At 69.9% G+C, this 19,246-nt stretch carries 1 protein-coding gene; it reads right to left on the reverse strand.

Features of this window, described 5'->3' with window-relative positions; all coding sequences use genetic code 11:
* Positions 1 to 30: 30 nt before the first annotated feature.
* On the reverse strand, positions 31 to 19,215 hold the full coding sequence (locus NC7_RS12245) for a WXG100-like domain-containing protein (protein WP_157101957.1): 19,185 nt from the start codon (positions 19,213 to 19,215) through the stop codon (positions 31 to 33).
* Between the last annotated feature and the right edge of the window lie 31 nt (positions 19,216 to 19,246).

Below are 19,246 nucleotides of genomic sequence, written 5' to 3' on the forward strand. Positions count from 1 at the left end.
CCTCCTCACATCGTCGCGGCCTGAGCGTCATCAGGTGAAAATCGTGGTCCGGCGCTGATCGTCGTGCACCACCGCACGGATGTGGGCACCGAGGTCGAGCTCCGGTGGCAGCGCCCGATACATCAGCTCACAGACGACAGTATCGCCGATGACGATGGCGAACCGATTCGTCCGCCAGGCGACGGTCCCCCAGTCGACCCGGGTGTCGTCCTCGAGCGAGAACGTCCGGTCACCCACCCGCACGGCCAGCCCGTCCATCGATCGGTAGAAGACCATCTTCACCCCGTTCAGCTCACCGTAGACACCGCTGTCACGGCCCGCCGACTGCCCGGCTTGCAGGGCGCCGGTGATCGGGTCGAACAGAGAACGGACACCGTAACCGGCGAAGGGTCGTACGACCAGGCCGTCGGTGATGGTGCCGCGCGAGTAGCCGCGGGCGGAGTGCCCGTTCGTTCCGGCGGCGGGCGGGGGCGCCGCCATCGGCATGCCAGGTGGGACGCCGAACGTGGGCTCTTGGGTGTGGGTCGGGTGGGACGGCAGCTGGTTCACCGTTGGGGCGGCGGGTGGCTGTCCGACGCCCGGGTACTGGGCGAGCGGGGGTTGCGTCACGGGGTACCGGGGTCGCGGCCCTGATTCCTGTGGACCCGGAGCCGCAGGAGGCTGTCCTTGCGGGCCCGATTCCTGAGGATGCTGCCCGTACATGGGTTGTGCGGTCGGGTGGTTTCCGTTCCCTGACGGGTACCCCCCTTGCGGACTCTGGGCAGTCGGGTACTCGGGCGACGTGCTCTGTGATGACCCGTGCACGTTCGGGTGCAGCCCTGTCTGACCGTTCGCCGGAAGGCCGGATCGGTCCTGACCGGCCGGGTACTGGAACTGACCTTGATCGGCGCCGAGCTGCGGGGAAGCAGGGTACTGCGCGGACGCGGGTCCGGCGTCACCCGAACGTGCTCCGAACGACCCGTTCGTTTCGTACCCCGGTTGTACCCACGGGTTCGGCGAACCATCCACCCGGAAGGACGGACTCTGAAGTCCCCGAAGGAAATCCGGCGCGTCAGCGGCGCCAGAACTTCCGGACTGCCACGGCCGCAATGCATTCGAACCATCCGAGGTCGCCGGATCAGGAAGGTGCGACCCATCGGATGACCCCGGAACGCCAGGCGGAACCTCGAACCCAGGCGTCGGAACACCGGGCAGCACAGGCTGATCCGGCGCGTCCGGGGGCATCGGAATCTGAGGCGTCGGCGTATGCGGAGGCGCCGGTATCCCAGGCGGGTCCGAAGCATCCGGAGGTCCCGGAAGATCTGGCTGCGAGGGACTACCCATTCCCGGCGGCATCGGGAAGTCAGGTCGGCCCGGAACACCCGGCGGCACCGGCATATCCGGCGCCGTCGGAAAGTTCGGCGGCACCGGCAAATCCGGCAGAGTCGGCGCACTGGGCGGTGCGGGGACACCCGGAGGGATGGGAAGGAGCGGCGGGGTCGGCGCATCCGGCGGAACCGGCACACCAGGCGGCGTCGGCACGCCCGGCGGCACCGGCACGCCCGGCGGAACCGGAACGCCCGGCGGCGTCGGCACACCAGGCGGCGTCGGCACACCAGGCGGCGTCGGCACATCCGGCGGGGTCGGCACGCCCGGCGGGGTCGGCACGCCCGGCGGGGTCGGCACGCCCGGCGGAACCGGCACGCCCGGCGGAACCGGCACGCCCGGCGGAACCGGCACGCCCGGCGGAACCGGCACGCCCGGCGGCGTCGGCACACCCGGCGGCGTCGGCACACCCGGCGGGGTCGGGGTCGGCGGCGCAGGAGGGGTTGGGGGCGCAGGTGGGGTGGGGTCGGAGGGGGTTACGTCGAAGTCGAGGGGTGGGGTCGGGGAGATGGGTGGGGGGACGGGGAAGTCGAAGTCGTAGTCCTTCGGGGGGTGCGGGATTCGGGAGCGGGTGGGGCCGACCGGGCGGTTGGTCGGCTGGCGTGCCGAGGGAGGTGTGGGGGTCGGGTCGGTCGGCGTGGCATCGGCCGAGTGGCCGCCGTCGCCTGGGGAGCGGGTTGCGCCGTCAGCCGGGTTGTTTCCGGCACCGTTGGTGCTGGACTGCCGGTTGCCGGGGTCGTTCGAGCTCGGGTCTGTGGCGCCGGTCTCACGCGAACCACCCGCGTCGGAGTCGTGGTCGACGGACGCATCCCTGGCAATGCCACCGAGCGGCCGATTCGCGCCTGCACCATCGTCGACGGACTCAACTTCGCTGGGATCGCCGTTGTCCGGAACATTTGCATCGGGGTCGGCAGTAGACCCGTCATCACTGCGGGCGTCGGCCTCGGACCCCTCCGCACCGGAGTCGATGTCGACAGGCCGATTCGCAACACCCGGTCGGCCCGCAGTGTCTGAACCGGACTCGTTCGTGGCGGAATCACGCCCGTTCTCCACCGGCACAGTGCCCACGTCACCGTTGCCGGTGCCATCAGCCTCACGGCCGTCCACAACCAGACTCGTAGGCCCGTCTACCTGCCCGTTCTCCACAGGAGCGCGGTCGGTGGGACCGACTGCTTCCGCTGAGTTCGTGCTGTCGTCCCGCTCGACCTGCCCATCCGGTGCGGCCGCCGTTTTGTCGGGGTCGCCTGCGCCCAACTCGTTGGCGGGAGGTTGAGCGGAACTTCCGGGGAGCGTCCCGAGCGGCAGGTGAGCGGAGGGGGCGTGGGCCGTGTTGTCGGGGTCGCCTGCGCCCAGCTCGTTCGCGGGCGGGGCGGAGCGCCCGGGGAGCGTCCCGGGTGGCAGGTGAGCGGGGGTGGTGAGCGCGGTGTCGAGGTCGGCCAGGGTGTCGCGTGCCTCGTCGACGCGTCGGCCCGCTTGTTCCAGTGCGGTGAGCCGATCTTGCCAAGGCTGTTGTTCGTCGACACGCATTGTGCGGGAGCGCAGTTCGGCGATGGCGTCGGCGCGGGTTCGGGGGTCGACCAGGTCGGACTCGTTGATCGGGAGGCCCCGGCGCGCCTGTCCGAGCGCGGTTTCGGCTTCGGCCAGTTCCCTGGTGACCTCGGCCCTGTGCGCGAGGAGACGTTCCATCTCGAGGTCGGCGGCACGGTTCAGCAGATCGGTGAGGTCGGTGAGGTCGGCGGCTCGGCGTGTCACTTCACCGCGCAGCTCGGCCTGTACCTCGGCGAGTTGCTCGGGGGTCAGGCGTTCGTGCTGGTCGATCTTGCCGTCGCGGTAGATCTCGTAGACCTCGGCCCAGCGCTGGGCGGTGGCGTCGGTGAGGTCGAGACCGAGGATGCGGACGAAGTCGCGGCTCGCACCACGATCCGGGCCGGGCGCGATCTCGGTGCGACCGTCCAGCAGCCCGAGCAATTCGGGCACGTCGACCAGCGCGGAGGGATCGCCGACCAGGTCGAGAAGATGCCGAACCGCCTTGTCGTGCACGGGGAATTCGGCGTCGGGCACCCGCGGGTCCACGGCGTCGTCGCCATGGGCGCGCGGATCGAAATGGTCGATGTCGGCGAGTTCGTCCGCGTAGTCGGTGAGGGCGTCGACCAGTTCGTCACGAACAGTGTCGCGATGCACCAGATCAGCCACCGCCTCGCCCAGCTGCTTGATCGAGGTCACCACCGGCTCGTCGGTACCCGGCGGCCTGCGCAGCGCGTCGAGCCGTCGGACGAGCCGGTCGTCCGCCGCGGCGACCCGGTCGGCATCGACACCGCTGAGTTGCTTCGCGTACTTCACCAGCGCCTCGGCCTGCTGCTGCCTGCGCGCGTTGCGCTGCCGCTGGTCGGCGAATTCCTCGGCGAGCCTGCGCGGTGTCATCGCCTCGGCGTCGAGACCGAGCCGGTGCGACACCAGGTGTCGCGCGGCCTCGACCTGATGGAACGTATCGATGTCCCAGGCGGTGCGGGCGTAGTCGATGATCGCTTCGATCTGGCCGGCGCGCACCGCGTTCTCGGCCCGCAGGGCGGCGAGCTTGTCCGCCAGCGCCTGCGGCGAGGACAGGTCGGCCTCGGTGATACCGAGACGATCCACGAGATCGTCGACAGCCGTGCGGATCTCCTCGGGCGAGCGAGGTTCGGCCCCACGATCGGGATCGATCGCCGCGACCGCGTTGTCGACCGGTTCGTCGGGGACCACCCGCCACCCGGCACCGTCGTTCACGGCGGTCACCTCGACCGAGCGGCCGTCGACCACGCCGCTGTAGTGCCGCACGTCGCGCGGCCCTCGGTCGAGCACGAGGATGCGTTCGGGAGTCACCTGCCCGTCGGCGTGGGTCCGCCCGGGCCGCACATCGGTGCCGAGGTAGCGCACATCGACCACACCGTCGTTGACGGCCTGCGCGAGATCCGGGTAGCGGCCGAGCGCATCGGCGAGCACCCGATCGTGTCCCGTCGGCCCGTCGAGCACGACCAACCGCAGCGAACCCTCGGAATCGCCTGGGATGAGCCCGATTCCGGTGCCGTCGTCGAGCATCGCACCACCGCGTGAGAGCACCCAATCTCGGGCTGCCATGTCACCGATCAGGTCGGCGAGTTCGGCCGCCTCGCTGTGCGCGCGCAGGAACGCTTCGGCGTTGCGGGCGAAATCTGTTGCCAGCGCGTCGTGTTCACGAATGCGATCCATTTCCGCGGTGAAGACGTCGCGCAGGTCACCCGCGTCCAAGTCGGCCAGGTCGGTCTGCAGCAACTGTGCCCACACCGAGCGCTCGTCGCGAATCTGGTCGCGCCGCAACGCATTCTCGAAGTACTCACGCAGGCCCTGGTCGAGGCCCGGCTGATCGGAGTAGGCGAGGTCGCCCCAGTCGCGGCCTGGCTCACCACCGTTGTTCACGCCCTGCCAGTTCAGCAGGGTCGGGTCGCCCTGGTTGGCGCGGACCACTTCGATCAGGAACCGAGTCATCGGGTCGGCGTCGAAGAAGTTGATCTCGTCACTGAACGGGATGCGCTGGTGTTCGGCGGCGAAGCGGCGGGCGGCCTCGGCCATACCGGTGAGCGCACCGATGCGGCGCAGCTGCTGGTAGCGGATCTGGTCGAGCGCGCGGCGCACATTCTCCGGCGTCGGGTCGCCGAGGGTGACCTCCAGGTCGTCGGCCGCGTCGGTGAGCAGGTCGGCCAGGTCGTCGCGCACCGCCGCCGCTTCGCGGAGTTCTCTTGTCCAGCTGTCGATCTCGGCGGTCGAGCGAGCGACTTCCGCGCCCTCGGGGAGGGTTTCCGGCTGCGCCGTCAACTCCGGGGTCTGCCTGCCCGCGGCGAGTTCACGGGCCTCGGCATCGGCTTGCCGCTTCAGATCCTCGAGTTCGACACCGAGTTCCCGGCGGACCAGATCCGGGTCGGCTTCGTCGAGGGCGTACCGGTATTCGGAGCCGTCACGCAGGGTCGGCGGACGGTTGTCCGGGGCCGCCTGGTCGGCGATCCGCGACGTGAGGCGCTTGAAGAACGGCACCAGCTCGCGGCTGCGCCACATCGTGATGGCTTCTTTGAGGATGCGCACCGGGCTGAACTTGGTGCTCAGGACATCGTATTCGTCACCCGGCGCCGGACTCGGATCGCGCTGGCTGGTGAGCGGCAGACCCGCCTGGTGGCCGAGCACCGACTGTCCCGCGCTGTCGATGCCGGAACCGGACGGGTACTTGGGCGTATGGCCCTCGTATCCGAAGTTCACGGCGTCCCACAGGCGGCGCAGCAGCGACTTGCGCGGGGCGGGTTCGTCGGCGGTGCGGGCAGGGGACGCGGCGGGCGGGTCCAGGCGTTCGGCCTCTTCGACCCGCCAGCGCGAGTCACCGTCGGGCACGAGCCGCGCGGGCACCCGGTCGCCGTCGACCCGGATGTTGTAGCGGCTGTCGTCGGTGACCCGCACCGCGTCGGCGAGGTCGAGGATGTCGTTCGCCTCGCGGCGGACCTCGGCGCGGGCATCGGCGATCGCGCTGTCCGGGTCGCGGGCGAGCGTGTCGGGATCGACGCGAAGCCTGCGAGCCCAGCCGTCTCGCGCGCCTTCGGCTTGGGCGCGCAAGGCGGGATCGCTGATTCCGGCGACGCGGTCGGCCGCCGCCGTCATCGCCTCGACCATGGCCGCGCGCAACACGTTTCGATACCGCAGGTGGGCTACGGTGTCGCCGAGGCGAGCGAGATCGGCGTCGCCGAGACCGAACTGGCGGACCAGTCGTTCCCGGGTCTGCTCGACCGATTCGGGCGTGGGCACCTGGTCGGCCGTGCGGGTCGGGGCCGACGCGAGGATCGGCGCGCCCTCGACGGGCGGCAGCTGCGGTGTCGGCGTGGACGGCTCGTCCACCGGCAGACCCGCGCGCCGCAGATCGTCCTGAACCTCGCTCAACGCGGCGTCGTCGGCCTCGGTGAGCCAGTACTGCTCGTCACCGTAGACCTCGGTGTCCGACAGCGGACCGAAGTCGGCGGGGTACCGCATGGACGGCCCGTCGACGTCGTCGAGGAACCCACGGGCCCGCGCCAACTCGGCGAGGTCGGCCAACGCCGCCAACGGCTGACGCAACCCGGAGAACCGCTCCCCCAGCCCCAGCGCCTCCCCCAGCGCCCGCGCATACGAAGCCGCCTCTTCCGACAACGGCGCCGCATCCCGCTGCCCCGGAAGATCGCGCTGCTCGCGCAGGAACTCGGCCACATCACGCAACGGATCGCCACTGCGCGCCGCGGAGCTGTCCCCCGAATCCGAGGTGCCCGCAGACGGAGTCGGCGGTGGCGGCGGGGATGCCGGAGCGTCAGGCGTCGAGGGTGACTCCGGTGACGACGGCCCATCTGGTACGGAAGGCGCTCGAGACGGTGAAGAAGGTACCTGCGGCACAGGCGAGGTCGGCGAGGACGCCGGTGTCGATGGAGCCGGGGGTGCCGATGGCATCGGCGGAGCGGACGGCATCGGCGGTGCCGACGGCATCGGGGGCGCCGACGGCATCGGCGGAGCGGACGGCATCGGCGGAGCGGACGGCATCGGCGGAGCGGACGGCATCGGGGGTGCCGATGGCATCGGGGGTGCCGATGGCATCGGCGGTGCCGACGGCATCGGCGGAGCGGACGGCATCGGGGGCGCCGACGGCATCGGCGGAGCTGGGCTGGGGGTCGGTTGGTGAACCGCGCCGGGGGTGGACGGGGGTTTGGAGGGGGTGGGGTCGGGGGACGCTGGGAGGCCGTCTTCGTCGGGGCCGTCTTCGTCGCGGCGGTCCAGTTCGTCGAACTTGGCGGCGATTTCCTGGCGGGTTCGGTCCAGGAGTTGTTCCAGGTGCAGGGTTCTGGCCTTGGCCAGGAGGTCGGCGGCGAGTTGTTCGCGGTCCAGTTCGGTGTCGACGGAGCGATCGTCGAGTTCGCGGCGCAGTTGGGTGATCTCGTCGAGGATGTCGCGGATGCGGCTGTCCGCCGTCGGCCGGGTTTGCGGCTCGGGTGTGGGAGCGGACTCGTCGGGTCGCGGTGCGGAGGACTCGTCCAGTGCCTGCTCGAGTTCCCGCTGAATCTCGGTCAACCGCTCGAGCGTCTCCGCGAGGCGCGCATCGGCGGCCTCGTCGTGGCGATCGAACACCGCATCCGTTGCCGCGAATTCTCGGCGGCCCGCGTCGTCGAACGGATCGTCCTCGCGCCCGGCATCTTCCGGCTCATCGGACGACGTCCGAGGCGGCCGCCCGGGCGGCTTCCCCGCCCCACCGTTCTCGGGACCAGGCCCCTCCGACGGCTCATCGGAATTGCGTTGTCCGGGCTCGCTCTCGCCCGGCACCACCACATCCGGCCGTTGTGGCTGCGCGCCCTCGCCGGGCGGCTGGGTGCGCGGTGGCGGCGTAGTGTCGCCCGGCGCCCCGCCGAGGTGGTTGTCGAACGAACCGAAGTAGTCGTGCACCAACTGGCGCAACGCCGTGAGTTTGGCTGCGCGCTCGGCGATCTCGTTGCGCAAGGCCCGGACCTCCGCGGCCATCTGCGCAGGCTTGAGACCTTCGTGCTTTTCGATCTTGCCGTCGCGGAAGGCCTCGTAGATCTTGGCGTAGGTCGCGCCGTTCGCACCGGCCAGGTCGACACCGACGAGTCGCGCCCAATCGCGGCTCGCCGAGGGCCGGTTCGTATTCCCGACGTCACCGGGAACGGTCAGATCGAGGGTGCCGGCAGCCTCGGCGACCGCGCGAGCGAAGTCCGCCACGTCGACACTGCCGAGCGCGTCGGCGATCACCCGGCGCATGGCGTTGATGCTGTCGGGCCCTTGCAGCGGCATCGACTCGCGGACGAGCCTCGGGTCGGCGATCTCGTTGCCGTCCGACCGCGTGTCATCCGACAGGACGACATTCTTGCTGTCCTTCGGCGCGACCGAATAGTGGTCGATGTCGCGCAGCGCCCTGGCGAATTCGGTGAGCGCCTCGCGAACCAACTCGCCGTTGCCCTGCTTTTCGTGCATCCGCACCAGCTCGAGCAGCTTCTTCGCGCTCAAACCCTTGGGGTCGAGGGCGAAGACCTTGTCGTCGTCCGGGTGCCCGCCCGGCCGCGGCACCCTGCCCGGCGGCAGCAACGCCGCGACCCGATGATCCACCCCGGCGAGATCGGCGAACCGCGCGAGTCGCTTCTGCTTACGGGTCGGCCGCTCGGTCGTCGCCGGACGTTCGTCGGCGGGCAGCGAGTCGTGCCGGTGCGCCGGATGGATATGACTGTCGGGCACGAGGCGGTCGGCCAGCCGCTGACGCGCGGCGTCGATCGCCTTGGTGTCGATTTCGCGAAGGCTGCCGACGTAGCGCTCGAGGTCGTCGAAATTCTGCGCGCGCAGGGCGCGCCGCCGAGACGGGTCGGCGAGCAGCTCGCCGAGCGTGCCCGCGGTCATCTGTTCCTGGGTCAGGCCGAGTGCGGTGGCGAGTCGACCGCGCGCGTTGGTGACGGTGTGGAAGTCCTCGACGAGGTTTCCGGTGCGCAGGAAGTCGGCGAGACCCTCGACCTGCGCGGCGCGCACCGCGTTGTCGAGTTTGAGTTCGGCGATCCGCTCATCGATATCGGCTGGCAGCAGGTCGCCGGGCCCGAGGTGGAGGTCGCGAGCCAGGTCGACCAGGTCGGCGAGCATCTGCTCGCGGGTGCGGCGCACCGTCACACCGTCGCCGGGAACCACCTCCGAACCGATGATCGGGCGCCACGCGCCGTCGCCGTCACGCAGCAGGGTGATCCGCACATCGCGTCCGTCGACGGTTTCGGTGTGGTCGCGGACCCGCGGTGTGTCGACCGGTTCGAGGTGGGTCTGCCCACGGAAGTCGGTGAGCACCTTGCGGTAGTCGACCACCAGATGCCCGTCGCGGATCTGCGCGGCCAGATCCGGCTGGGAGGCAAGCACATCGGCGAGAACCTGGTCGCGATCGCGCGCACCGTCGGTGATGACGAGCCGGTCGGGCGCACCGTCACCGCCGGGCAGCCGCGCGACCTGGTCGCGAACCGGCTCGCCGAGGGTCGGCCCGTCGGTGTCCGGCGGTGGCAGCCGATCCTGCACCGCCGCGACCAGTTCGGCGAGCCGCTCGGCCCGGATCTGATTGATCTCGAACAGCCGCTGGACGAACGCGTCCACGGTGTCCGGCGTGAGCTGGTGCGGCCCGAGCCCGAATGTGCCTGCCCACGTGTCCAATTCGTGGGCCAGTTGATCACGACGCAGCGCGTGCACGAAGAAGTCGCGCAGACCTTGATCGCGTCCGAGCGCCTCGGCGTCGCCGAACATCGGCAGTGGTTCGGCGCCGTTGTCGATCCGAGTGGAGTCGAGCAGGCTGGGGTCGCGACCGAACGCGGTGAGGAATTCGATGAGGAATCGGCCCATCGGGTTCTGGTCGATCATGCTCACCCGTCCGCTGAACCGGACCGGAGCTTGCGATCGGCCATCGGCGGCGGTGTAGGGCGCGTTCTGCTCGGTGTGCGCACGGATGAAGGCGTCGCCGAGTCCGACGATGGCCGCGGTCTGCCGCATCACCATGTACTGCTGCCGGTCGATTTCCCGGTGCAGCGCGCCAGGTTCGTCGGCGACGTCGACACCGAGCAGCCGATCGAACATCTCGCGCAGCGTTTCGCCGCCGGGCGGTGGCGGATCGACGGGCGGCGGCAGCGGCGGCAGCGGATCGGGCTGCGGCCGGTTTCGCAGTTCGTCGGTTTCGCTCTGGGTGAGCAGGTCGTTGGCGACCATGTCGCGCAGGATGCGCGCGCGCTGGCCACGTCCGGCGTGCTCGAAAGCCTCGAGCAGATCGTTGCGTGCGTCCTCGGGGGTGATGCGATCGACCCGCAGGTCGCTGATGATCTGCCTGCGCACCAGGTCGGCGTCGGCGTCGCTGAGCTCGGGACGATATTCGGACCCGTCCTCGTTGCGCATCGCCGGATACGCGCCACCCGAACTCCGCACTCGTCCAGACATCCTGCCGAAAAGCGGAATGTGCTCGCGGTTCTGGATCCAGACCGGGAGTTGCTGGCCGATCCGCAGGAAAGTGGGGTCGGGACCGGGCTCGGCGGTCGGACCAGGGTTGGTCGACGGCGGCGAAGCGGGGTTGGTGATCATGTCGGCGATACCGACAACCCCGTCACGGATCGCGGCCTGGCCCGCGCTGTCGCCGATATTCGGTGCGCCGGACGGCTGCTTGAGGATCGGGAAATGGTTGTTCAGCTGGTGGAGCGCGCGCTTCAGGAACGACCTCGGCTCGGCCTGGCGCAGGGAGTCCTGTTGCGGAGCCACCCGCCAGACACCGTCGTCACCGCGATACAGCGGGACGAGCACCTGTTCGCCGTCGATGTCGACGAACACACGGCGTTCCGGTTCAGCCGGGAGGGCCGGTTGCTCCGAACGCCACCACCGGCGTCGCCGGGGCGGCTCCTCGGGGGTGTTGTTCGTACGCGACGAATCCGACGGGGGGTCGGTGCGTGGTTGACCCGTGTGCACACCGTCGCGCGCGGCGGGCAGCTCGCTCTCCGGGCGCGAACGGTCCGGCTGCCCAGCCTCCGGTTCGGAACGATCCGGCTGCCCAGCCTCCGGCTCCGAGCGGTCGGGTCGCCCTGGTTTCGGTTCCGCTGGGTCGGGCTGTCCCGCCTCCGACTGTGAGCGGTCCGGCTCGGAGCCGTCCGGGTCCGACCGGTCTGAATTCCCCTCGCCGGGTAGTTCCATGTGGTCGGAGCCCTGTTCGGGCAGTTGGTGCACGTAGTCGCCGGTCGGGTTCCGCGCCTCCCGCATCAATACGTCGTAGAGCGCGCGGGCGGGCCCGCTGGCCTGGTCGCGGCCGACCATGAGCACCTGCGTGAACGCCTCGGCGAGTGCTTCGCCCGGGTTCAATCTCCCGTCGGGGCCACTGCGGCTGTAGCCGGAGAGCTGGCGACGCCACGAGTCCGGATCGGGGTACCCGTCCGGGTTGTCGTGGAACGCGTGGTCGAGCGTCTCGTCGGCCTCTCGCCGAGCCGCGAGCCGCCCGGCCGCGTCGAGGGCATGACCGTATTCGTGCGCGGCGATCGCGTACACGGGCCGGTCGAGCACGCTCGGGTGGAAGTGGCCGGTGCCGACCGACTCCTGCATGGCCGCCCGCAACCGCGCGGCACTGACCGCGTAGTCGTAGCCGAGGGTGATGGCGGTGTAGGGCAGCCCCGTGGCCGGGTCAGGAGTCCGCGCCGTCTGGCCGAGCACACCCGGGTCCAGATCGTCGATACCGACCGCACGCAGGTCGGTATGGGGGAACGCGGTGTACAGCTCGATCATCGACCGCGCGTATTCGCGGACCACCGAGGGGTCGAGGCCGACCAGGTCGAAGCCGAACACGTCGAAGTCCTGGTTGCCGGTGGCGTCGCGGAGCACGTCGCGCAGGCGATCGCCCACCTGTTCGGGCGAGAGATTCGACCATTCGTCGTCTTTCGGCGCACCGAGGTCGTAGGGGTCGGGGGCGTCGTCCTCCCACGGTGGACGCAATTGCATGTCGTCGGCGCCGCGGTCCACCGTCATCGCGTCGGCACGGGGCACGCCCGCCGCGTCGGCCAGCAGGTTGTACATCACCCGAACGGCTGGGCTCACCCGTTCCGGATGCAGCGTGCCGTTCGCGTCGCGGGTCGCTTCCATCTCCCGGAACGCTTCCGCGAGCGCCTCACCGGGATTGAGCACGGGCGGCCTGCCCGTCATGCTGTAACCGCTGAGTTCGCCCGCGAGCCAGCGGTTGTAGGACGCGGTGTCGGGTGCGCCGAGGTCGTTGCGGAAGTAGTGGTTGAACAGGTCGACCCCCGCGCGCTTACGGGTGCGGTCGGCGTCGCCCGCGTAATCGAGGGCGTGTCCGAACTCGTGCACCGCGAACCCGTAGACCGGCCGCTCCCACATGCTCGGCGTGTAGAAACCGGGTTTGCTGTTGCGCACCAGGTTCTCGAACAGTCCGGGATTGTTCGCGAAGTACTGACGGCTGAACGTGATCGACGCCGTGCGCCTGCCGCCCCTCGGGTCGGGTTCGGAGGCCGCGCGGGCGATCTCACCCGGCCCGGTCTCGCCGATCCCGACGCTGCGCACATCCACCTGTGGGTAGCGCGTGTGCATGTCGACCATGGCGCGAGCCAGTTCGCGAGCCATCGCCGGATGCACACCGGGCTGGTCGAACCCGAATGTGCGGAAATCGCGCCCGGTGATCTCGCGGATCCGCTCGGCCAGGCGCTCGCCGACTTCGGCCGGGGAACGATCGGACCATTCGTCCTCGATCGGGTCGACGAGGATGTCGCGGTCGGCGCGGTCGGGTATGTCGTCGGGTTCGGCGGCGCGCTCGGCGTCCTCCGACAGCGGCCAGGTGACCGATTCCGGTGGGCGCGCGGCGATGTCGGTGACCAGATCGTGCAGGGCGCGGACCGGTTCCGGACTGGTGTCGTCGCCGCCGAGGGTGCGCAGCATCTGCGCCGCGAAAGCCTCCGGCACGGCCTCCCCGGGACGCAATCTGCCGTCGCCGTCGAAGCTGTAGCCGCTGAGTTGCCGCAGCCAGTCCTCGTAGGACTGGGCCGGGTCGCGGGTGGTGTCGTCGGCGTAGCGCTGGGTGAGCACGTCCTCGGCCTGATGGCGGGCACTCTGCTGACCGGCGTAGTCGAGCGCGTGCCCGTACTCGTGGGCGAGCACCGCGTACACCGGTCGCCGCAGCACCTCGGGCGCGAAGCGGTTGTTGTCGACACCGATCTGCATCCGCTGCCGGAAGTACTCCGCGCTCTGCGCGTGGTCACGGCTGAGCACGATGGATTCGGTGTAGAGCCGACCCGTCGCCGGGTCGATCCTCGGCTGCGACAGGCCGATCACCCCCGCAGGCAACTCGCCGATGCCGACCCGGCGCAGGTCGACGGTGGGGTTGCGGTCGAACAGGTCGACCATCGCGCGGGCGTACTCGCGCGCCACCTCCGGGTTCACGACGTCGGAGTCGAAGCCGAACACCTCGAACTCGGGATTGCCGGTGACCTGGCGCAGATGATCCCGCAGGCGTTCACCGACCTCCTCGGGGCTGCGATTCGACCATTCGTCGGCATCGGGGGCACCGAGTTGATCGGCGTCGAAGCGCGCGGCCTCGTCCGGATCGGTGGGACGGACCGGCGCGTCGTCCTCGCCGCGCGGCACGCTGTCGTCGGCATCGGATCGCAGTGTGGGCGAATCGAATCCCCCGATGTTGTCCATCCGGACGAGGGTGCCGTCGCGCACCAGATCGAACTCGCTGACCGTCACCTTGCCGTTCCGGTCGGCGTGCACATGGTGGTACTCCAAACGCAGCGTGCCCGCACGGTGGGCCTCGAGCAGGTCGTTCCTGGCGCGGATCAGCGCCTGTCCCTCGACCGAATCTGGATCGATGTCGCGCTGACGCATCTGCTCGGGCGTCTCGGCGAGGATACGGTGCAGGTTGTTGTCGATGCGCAGGGTGCGACGGTAGTACTCGGGCGAACCCTGTTGCGCGCTGGCGACTTTCGAGCCGCCGAGTGTCGAGCCGACACCCTTGGCCTCGTGCGAGATCAGCGCGGGCGGCGCGCCGTCTGTTCCCGGCACGTAGACGACCACGTCGAGCACGTTCGCGCCGTCGATCACCGGGCGACCGTCGATATCCCCTTCGAACGGCGACAGCAGTACCGCACCGGGGAATTCGGTCGGGTCGAGACCGAACGCGCGGGCAGCGAGCTCGCCCAACGCCTTGGAGTGGGCCACGAGTTGGGGACGCAACCGATTGAATTCGGCCGCGGCTCGTTCGAATTCATCGAGCCGGTCGAGCTTTTCGATGATCTCGTTCTCGCGGTGCGCCAGCGCAGGATCGTCCGGGCGGTCCGCCAGGTCGCGCTGTAGGTCGTCGTAGGCGTCCTCGAGCTTGCGCCGCTGCTCGGCGACGACCTTGTCCAGCTTCTGCGAGCTGGCGATATCGCCGAGCTTGGCCACGCCGAACTCGCTCGACAGCCGGTTGACGATCTTCAGCGCGTCATCGCTGCGCTTCTGCACCACCGCGCGGTCGGCCGCGATATCGGCCATCTGCCGGGCGATCTCGGCATCGGCGACGGTGTAGGTGCGCTTGGGGCCCTCCTGGGCGAGATACCGGAACTCACTGCTGGTGAGCGGATCACGACAGAACCCGTTGGCATCGTGCAACCGGAAATTGACATCGCGGAAGGTCCCCGCCGGGTCGAGCACATGGTGCCACTTGCCGTCGGCCGACTGATAGACGTCGTTCTCCAGCCCTTCCTCGATGTCGTCGGACTCGGCGAGGAAGTCGGGGGTCTCGTCCAGCGGTGGACGCCGCGTGAGATCCCGAACGTCCTCCGGCCGCACCGAACCGTCGACCTCGCGATCGCGCCCCGTCGAATCCGAAGTCCTTGCCGGAGAATCGGTTCCGTCGGTTTCGGGACCGCGCCGCATGCGGTCCACGTCCGAATCGCGCTGCGGTGCGGTGTTGTCGGCTGCGCGCTGCGATTCGGTTTCCGGCGTGCGCTGCCGTTCGGCCCCGGGCGTGCGCTGAGCCGCGGCGGCGGGGGCATCGCGGCGCGGGACGGTGGATTCGCCGTCGAGCTGCCGGTTGGTGTCCACCTCGGGGCGACGCGGAGCCGCGTTGTCGGCATCCGCGATACGCGGGCGAGCATTGTCGGTGCCCCGGTTGCGCTGCTGCGCCGGATCCGATTCTGCGGTGCGCGGAGGAAGACCTGCGGCCTCGGGTGTCCGCGCAAGGCCCACATCCCCATCAGCGGCGCGCGATGGAGTGGCATCGCTGACTGGCCTGCGTGGCGGTGACGCATCCGAGTCAGGCGCGGGCGTCGTATCGGAGTCCGGTCTGTGCAGCGGAGTTGTGTTCGCGTCCGAGGGGCGAACCGGCGGCTCCTCGGGCTCCGAGGAACGTACCGGCGGCACATCTGAATCCGAGGTGCGCGGCGGCGTAGCGTCCGAGTCCACGTTGGCCGGGGAGTCCGGGGTTCGCGCCTGAGTCGAGTCCGAGTCCGGCGTGCGCGCCGGAGTAAAGTCGGAGTCCGGCGTCCGAGGCTGTGTGGAGTCCGCGTCCGGCGTGCGTGCCGGAGCGGAATCGGAGTCCGGCGTCCGAGGCTGTGTGGAGTCCGAATCCGGCGTGCGTGCTGGAGCGGAGTTCGAATCCGGCGTGCGTACCGGAGTGGAGTCCGGCGTGCGGGGGGACGGGGTTTCGGGGCGGCCGCCGATGACCTTCCATTGGGCGTTGGCGTTCTTGCGGAAGTTGTTCGCGTCCCATTCGGCGCGTTTGGCCTCGCGGATGAGGTTCTTGCGGGTGTCCCTGTCGAGGGTGTCGCCACCGGCGGCGATGAGGGCGCGGAGGGCGGCGGCGCGGTCGGCTTCGCGGGTGGCGAGTTGGTCGGAGCGTTCGGCGCGGATGCGCCAGTTGTGCTGCTTGGGGGTCTCGCCGTCGCGACGGCCTTCGATCGTGCCCTCGCGGGTGTAGATCGTCCGCTCGTGGGCCGGGCGCACGCGGGAGTCGGAACCGCTGGGGCGCACGGCTTTTCCGTTGCCGTTGAACAGGACAGCCGTCACGTTGCGTGCTTCGCTCGGTACAACGGTATCCGGGCGGGTGCCGGAGGGGACCACATCGAAGCCGCCGTCGTCGTTGGGGCGCACGGTGAGAACGTAGGCATCGGCGCCGACACCGCGACCGTTCACCACGTGTTCGGCGACAACGAGGGCGCGTGGCAACTTCCCCTTCGCGATATCGCGCGCACTCAGCCCCTCGGCCATCCGCACCAACTCGTCGGCGACACCTTGGTGCCTCGGCTGGTCGGCAGTGCCCGCCGGGAACTCGTGCATCCGCCCACCGGCGGCGGCCTCGATATCGCGCAGCGACATCCCGGCCTCCCCGACCGGCCCCTTGGGCGGCTTGATCCGCCTCGTTCCCGTGGCCTCCTTGATCTCGCGCAACGCCTCCTGCGCGGGATTCTTCGGCCGATCGTCATCGGAATCTCGCTGCGGGGCATCCCCATCCGGATCCGGAGTCGAGTCACCGTCCGCATCCCGACGCCTCGAACCATCTCCATCCGCCGTCCGGCGCCCCGGCCGCCCGTCCCCGTCGCCCCCGACCAGAGGAACAACAAGCAGACCGTCATCCGACCGACTCGCATCCCCGTCCTCATCGGCCTCACCCGCCCGAGGTCTGGTGCCGTCACCCTCACCACCACGAGGAGCGGGCGCGTCCGCATCGGACTCTCCCACGCGCGGCCTGATGCCGTCTCCATCGCCAGCACGAGGTGTGGGCCCGTCCGCATCCGACTCACCTATACGCGGGCGTGCACCATCACCATCGGACTCATCCGCACGCGGCCGCGCATCGTCACCATCGGACTCACCTGCACGAGGCCTGGTCCCGTCACCCTCACCGTCGCCCGCGCGCGGAGCAGGAGCGCCCGCATCAGAATCACCCACACGCGGGCGAGCGCCGTCGGAATCGCCTGAACGGGGCCTGGTTCGGTCACCCTCACCATCACCCGCTCGAGGAGCGGGCGCGTCCGCATCCGCCTCGCCTGTACGCGGCCGTGCACCATCGCCATCGGCCTCATCCGCACGCGGCCGCGCACCGTCACCATCGAACTCACCCGCACGAGGCCTGGTCCCGTCCCCATCACCCGCGCGAGGAGCGGGCGCGTCCGCATCAGAATCACCCACACGCGGCCGCGCACCGTCGCCTTCGTCCGAGCGAGGGTGCATCGCGTCCGTGTCGGACTCATCCGCACGCGGCCGGGTGTCGGACTCACCCACGCGAGGCCGGGCACCATCACCATCGGACTCACCTGTACGAGGGGTAGTCCCGTCAGCGTCGGGCGTACCCGCGCGCGGCGGCGCACCGTTGCCCTCGGGCGAGCCGGTGCGCGGAGTGGCGTTGTCGGCATCCCCGGAGCGCGGCATGCCGGGCCCGTCCGGCGCGCCCGCCCGGGGTGCGGGTCCCGCGTCCGGAAGTCCCGGATCGCCCGTCACCTGCAGAGTGTCCGTCTCCGACTGGCGTGAATTAGCTTGGTGGACTTGCTCACCGGTGGGCGCGGCGTGGACCGTCGGATCGCCCGCGCTGGGCGCCGGGGTCGAATCCGCGACACCTGCGCGGCTGGGGGTGGCGTCCGGCTTGGCGCCCTGGGTGCGCGGTTCGCTGCCGCCCGCGGAGCGGGTGTCGCCGGAAGTGGGGCTGGACTGGGACGGCGAAGCGGCGGGAGCCGAGGCGGCGGGGGCACCTGCGGCGGGAGCAGCGGCAGTCGCCGGAGCGGCAGCCGTCGGGGCGCCTGCGGCAGGAGCGCCCGCGCCCACCGGAGCCGCTGCCTGCGGCGTGCCCGCGACACCGTCAGCACCGACGGGCGCACCACCCGACAGCGCACCATTCTGTTGTGCGGCAGCGATATTCGGATCGCCCGCAAAGGACGAACCGCCGTTCTGCGTGCCGTTCTCCCCGGCAATCCCGGCGCCACGATCGGACTCACCGGCAGAGGAACGGTCGCCGGACCCGCTCTCCCCGTTCGACGACTTGTCGCTCGACGACTCCCCCGAAGTCGAACGATCGCTCGACGAACTCTCACCCGACGAAGACCGATCACTCGACGCGGCACTATCCGACTCGGAGGAACTACCCTCCTGCGAACGGGCGCCGCCACCACCCGAACCGGACTCGCTCTGCGCCGAAGTACTCGAATTGCTCTGCGTCCCACCAGAACCCGACGACTGCGAAGCCGCCTGATTCCCACTGCTCGCGGCGGCAGGCCGAGTCTGCGAGCCGGGACTGCTCGACCCGTCTCCGGCCACGCCCGCCCGGCTCGGCGAGTTCGACCCACCACCGGTCCCGGCCCCGGGGTTCGCACCCGTCCCCGTGGGATCGGCACCGACCCTCGGCCCGCCCACATCACCGAACAGGCTGTTCATCCGGGTCGCGAGGTCGGGGCGACTCGACAGCACCGGCGCACCCTTTTGCCAGGCGTGACTACCGGAGGTCCGCGCCGCACCCGTCAACGAGCCGCTGAGGCCACCCGCCGTCAACATCCGGTAGTCGAACGGGCCCGCACCGAACGGAACGGTGACCGCGTACCCGGCGAGGGCACCCGCCAAACCGGCGGAGATACCGGTGATCTGGCTGTTCATGTACTGCCGCGCCCACGACGGATTGTCCACCCCGCGCATCAAACGCTTGTTGATGAGACCGGCCAACGGCCCCGCCACGGCGCCGCCTGCCGCCGAACTCAGCGCGGTGAGACCGACCTGGTTCCAATTGACCTTGTCGCGATGCCCCTGGTTCACCTGATGCTGCTGAATGGCGAATTCCTGCATCGTACCGATGACGGTATCGATCATGATGTGCCGGAATACGAATTTCACCACCGCATTCGCGGCAATCCTGCCGACCGCGCGAATAATCGAGGCGAGCAACCGATTCGCGATGAGGCGCACGGCGATACGAGTCGCACCGATTGCCAGCGCATCGAGTCCGAGTTTGAAAGGACCAGCCGCGAACGAGGCCGCCATCTCCGCCGCCAGCAATGCCAGCGACGAAATGTACATCAGCTTGGCGTATTCGATTTCGGTACCGGCGTCGTAGGTGCCGTCGCCGGTTTCCCGGAAATACTTGGCCAGCGTTTTCAGCGACCGGTCTTGTTTGGGATCACCACCGGAACGAAGCAGGCTGTCGAACGAATTGACCATCTCGGTATATCCGTCACCGGCCGGATACGCCTTGATGGAGGCGGCCTTCGCCGCCTCGACATCGCTGATGACCTTTTCCAGCTCGGCGGCGGCGGTACGCCAGTCCTCACCGAGCTGCCACATCTGGTCTTCGTTGCCCTCGGGCCATTCCATGCCCGCAAGGATTTCGAGGTGTTGGAGCCAC

Origin of the sequence: Nocardia caishijiensis NBRC 108228 (genome assembly GCF_001612825.1) — a bacterium.
Classification (GTDB): Bacteria; Actinomycetota; Actinomycetes; order Mycobacteriales; family Mycobacteriaceae; genus Nocardia; species Nocardia caishijiensis.

What these genes read in the sequence shown, in the direction of transcription:
- NC7_RS12245 (WP_157101957.1), bottom strand. Translation starts at nt 19,215, where the DNA reads ATGGAATGGCCCGAGGGCAACGAAGACCAGATGTGGCAGCTCGGTGAG.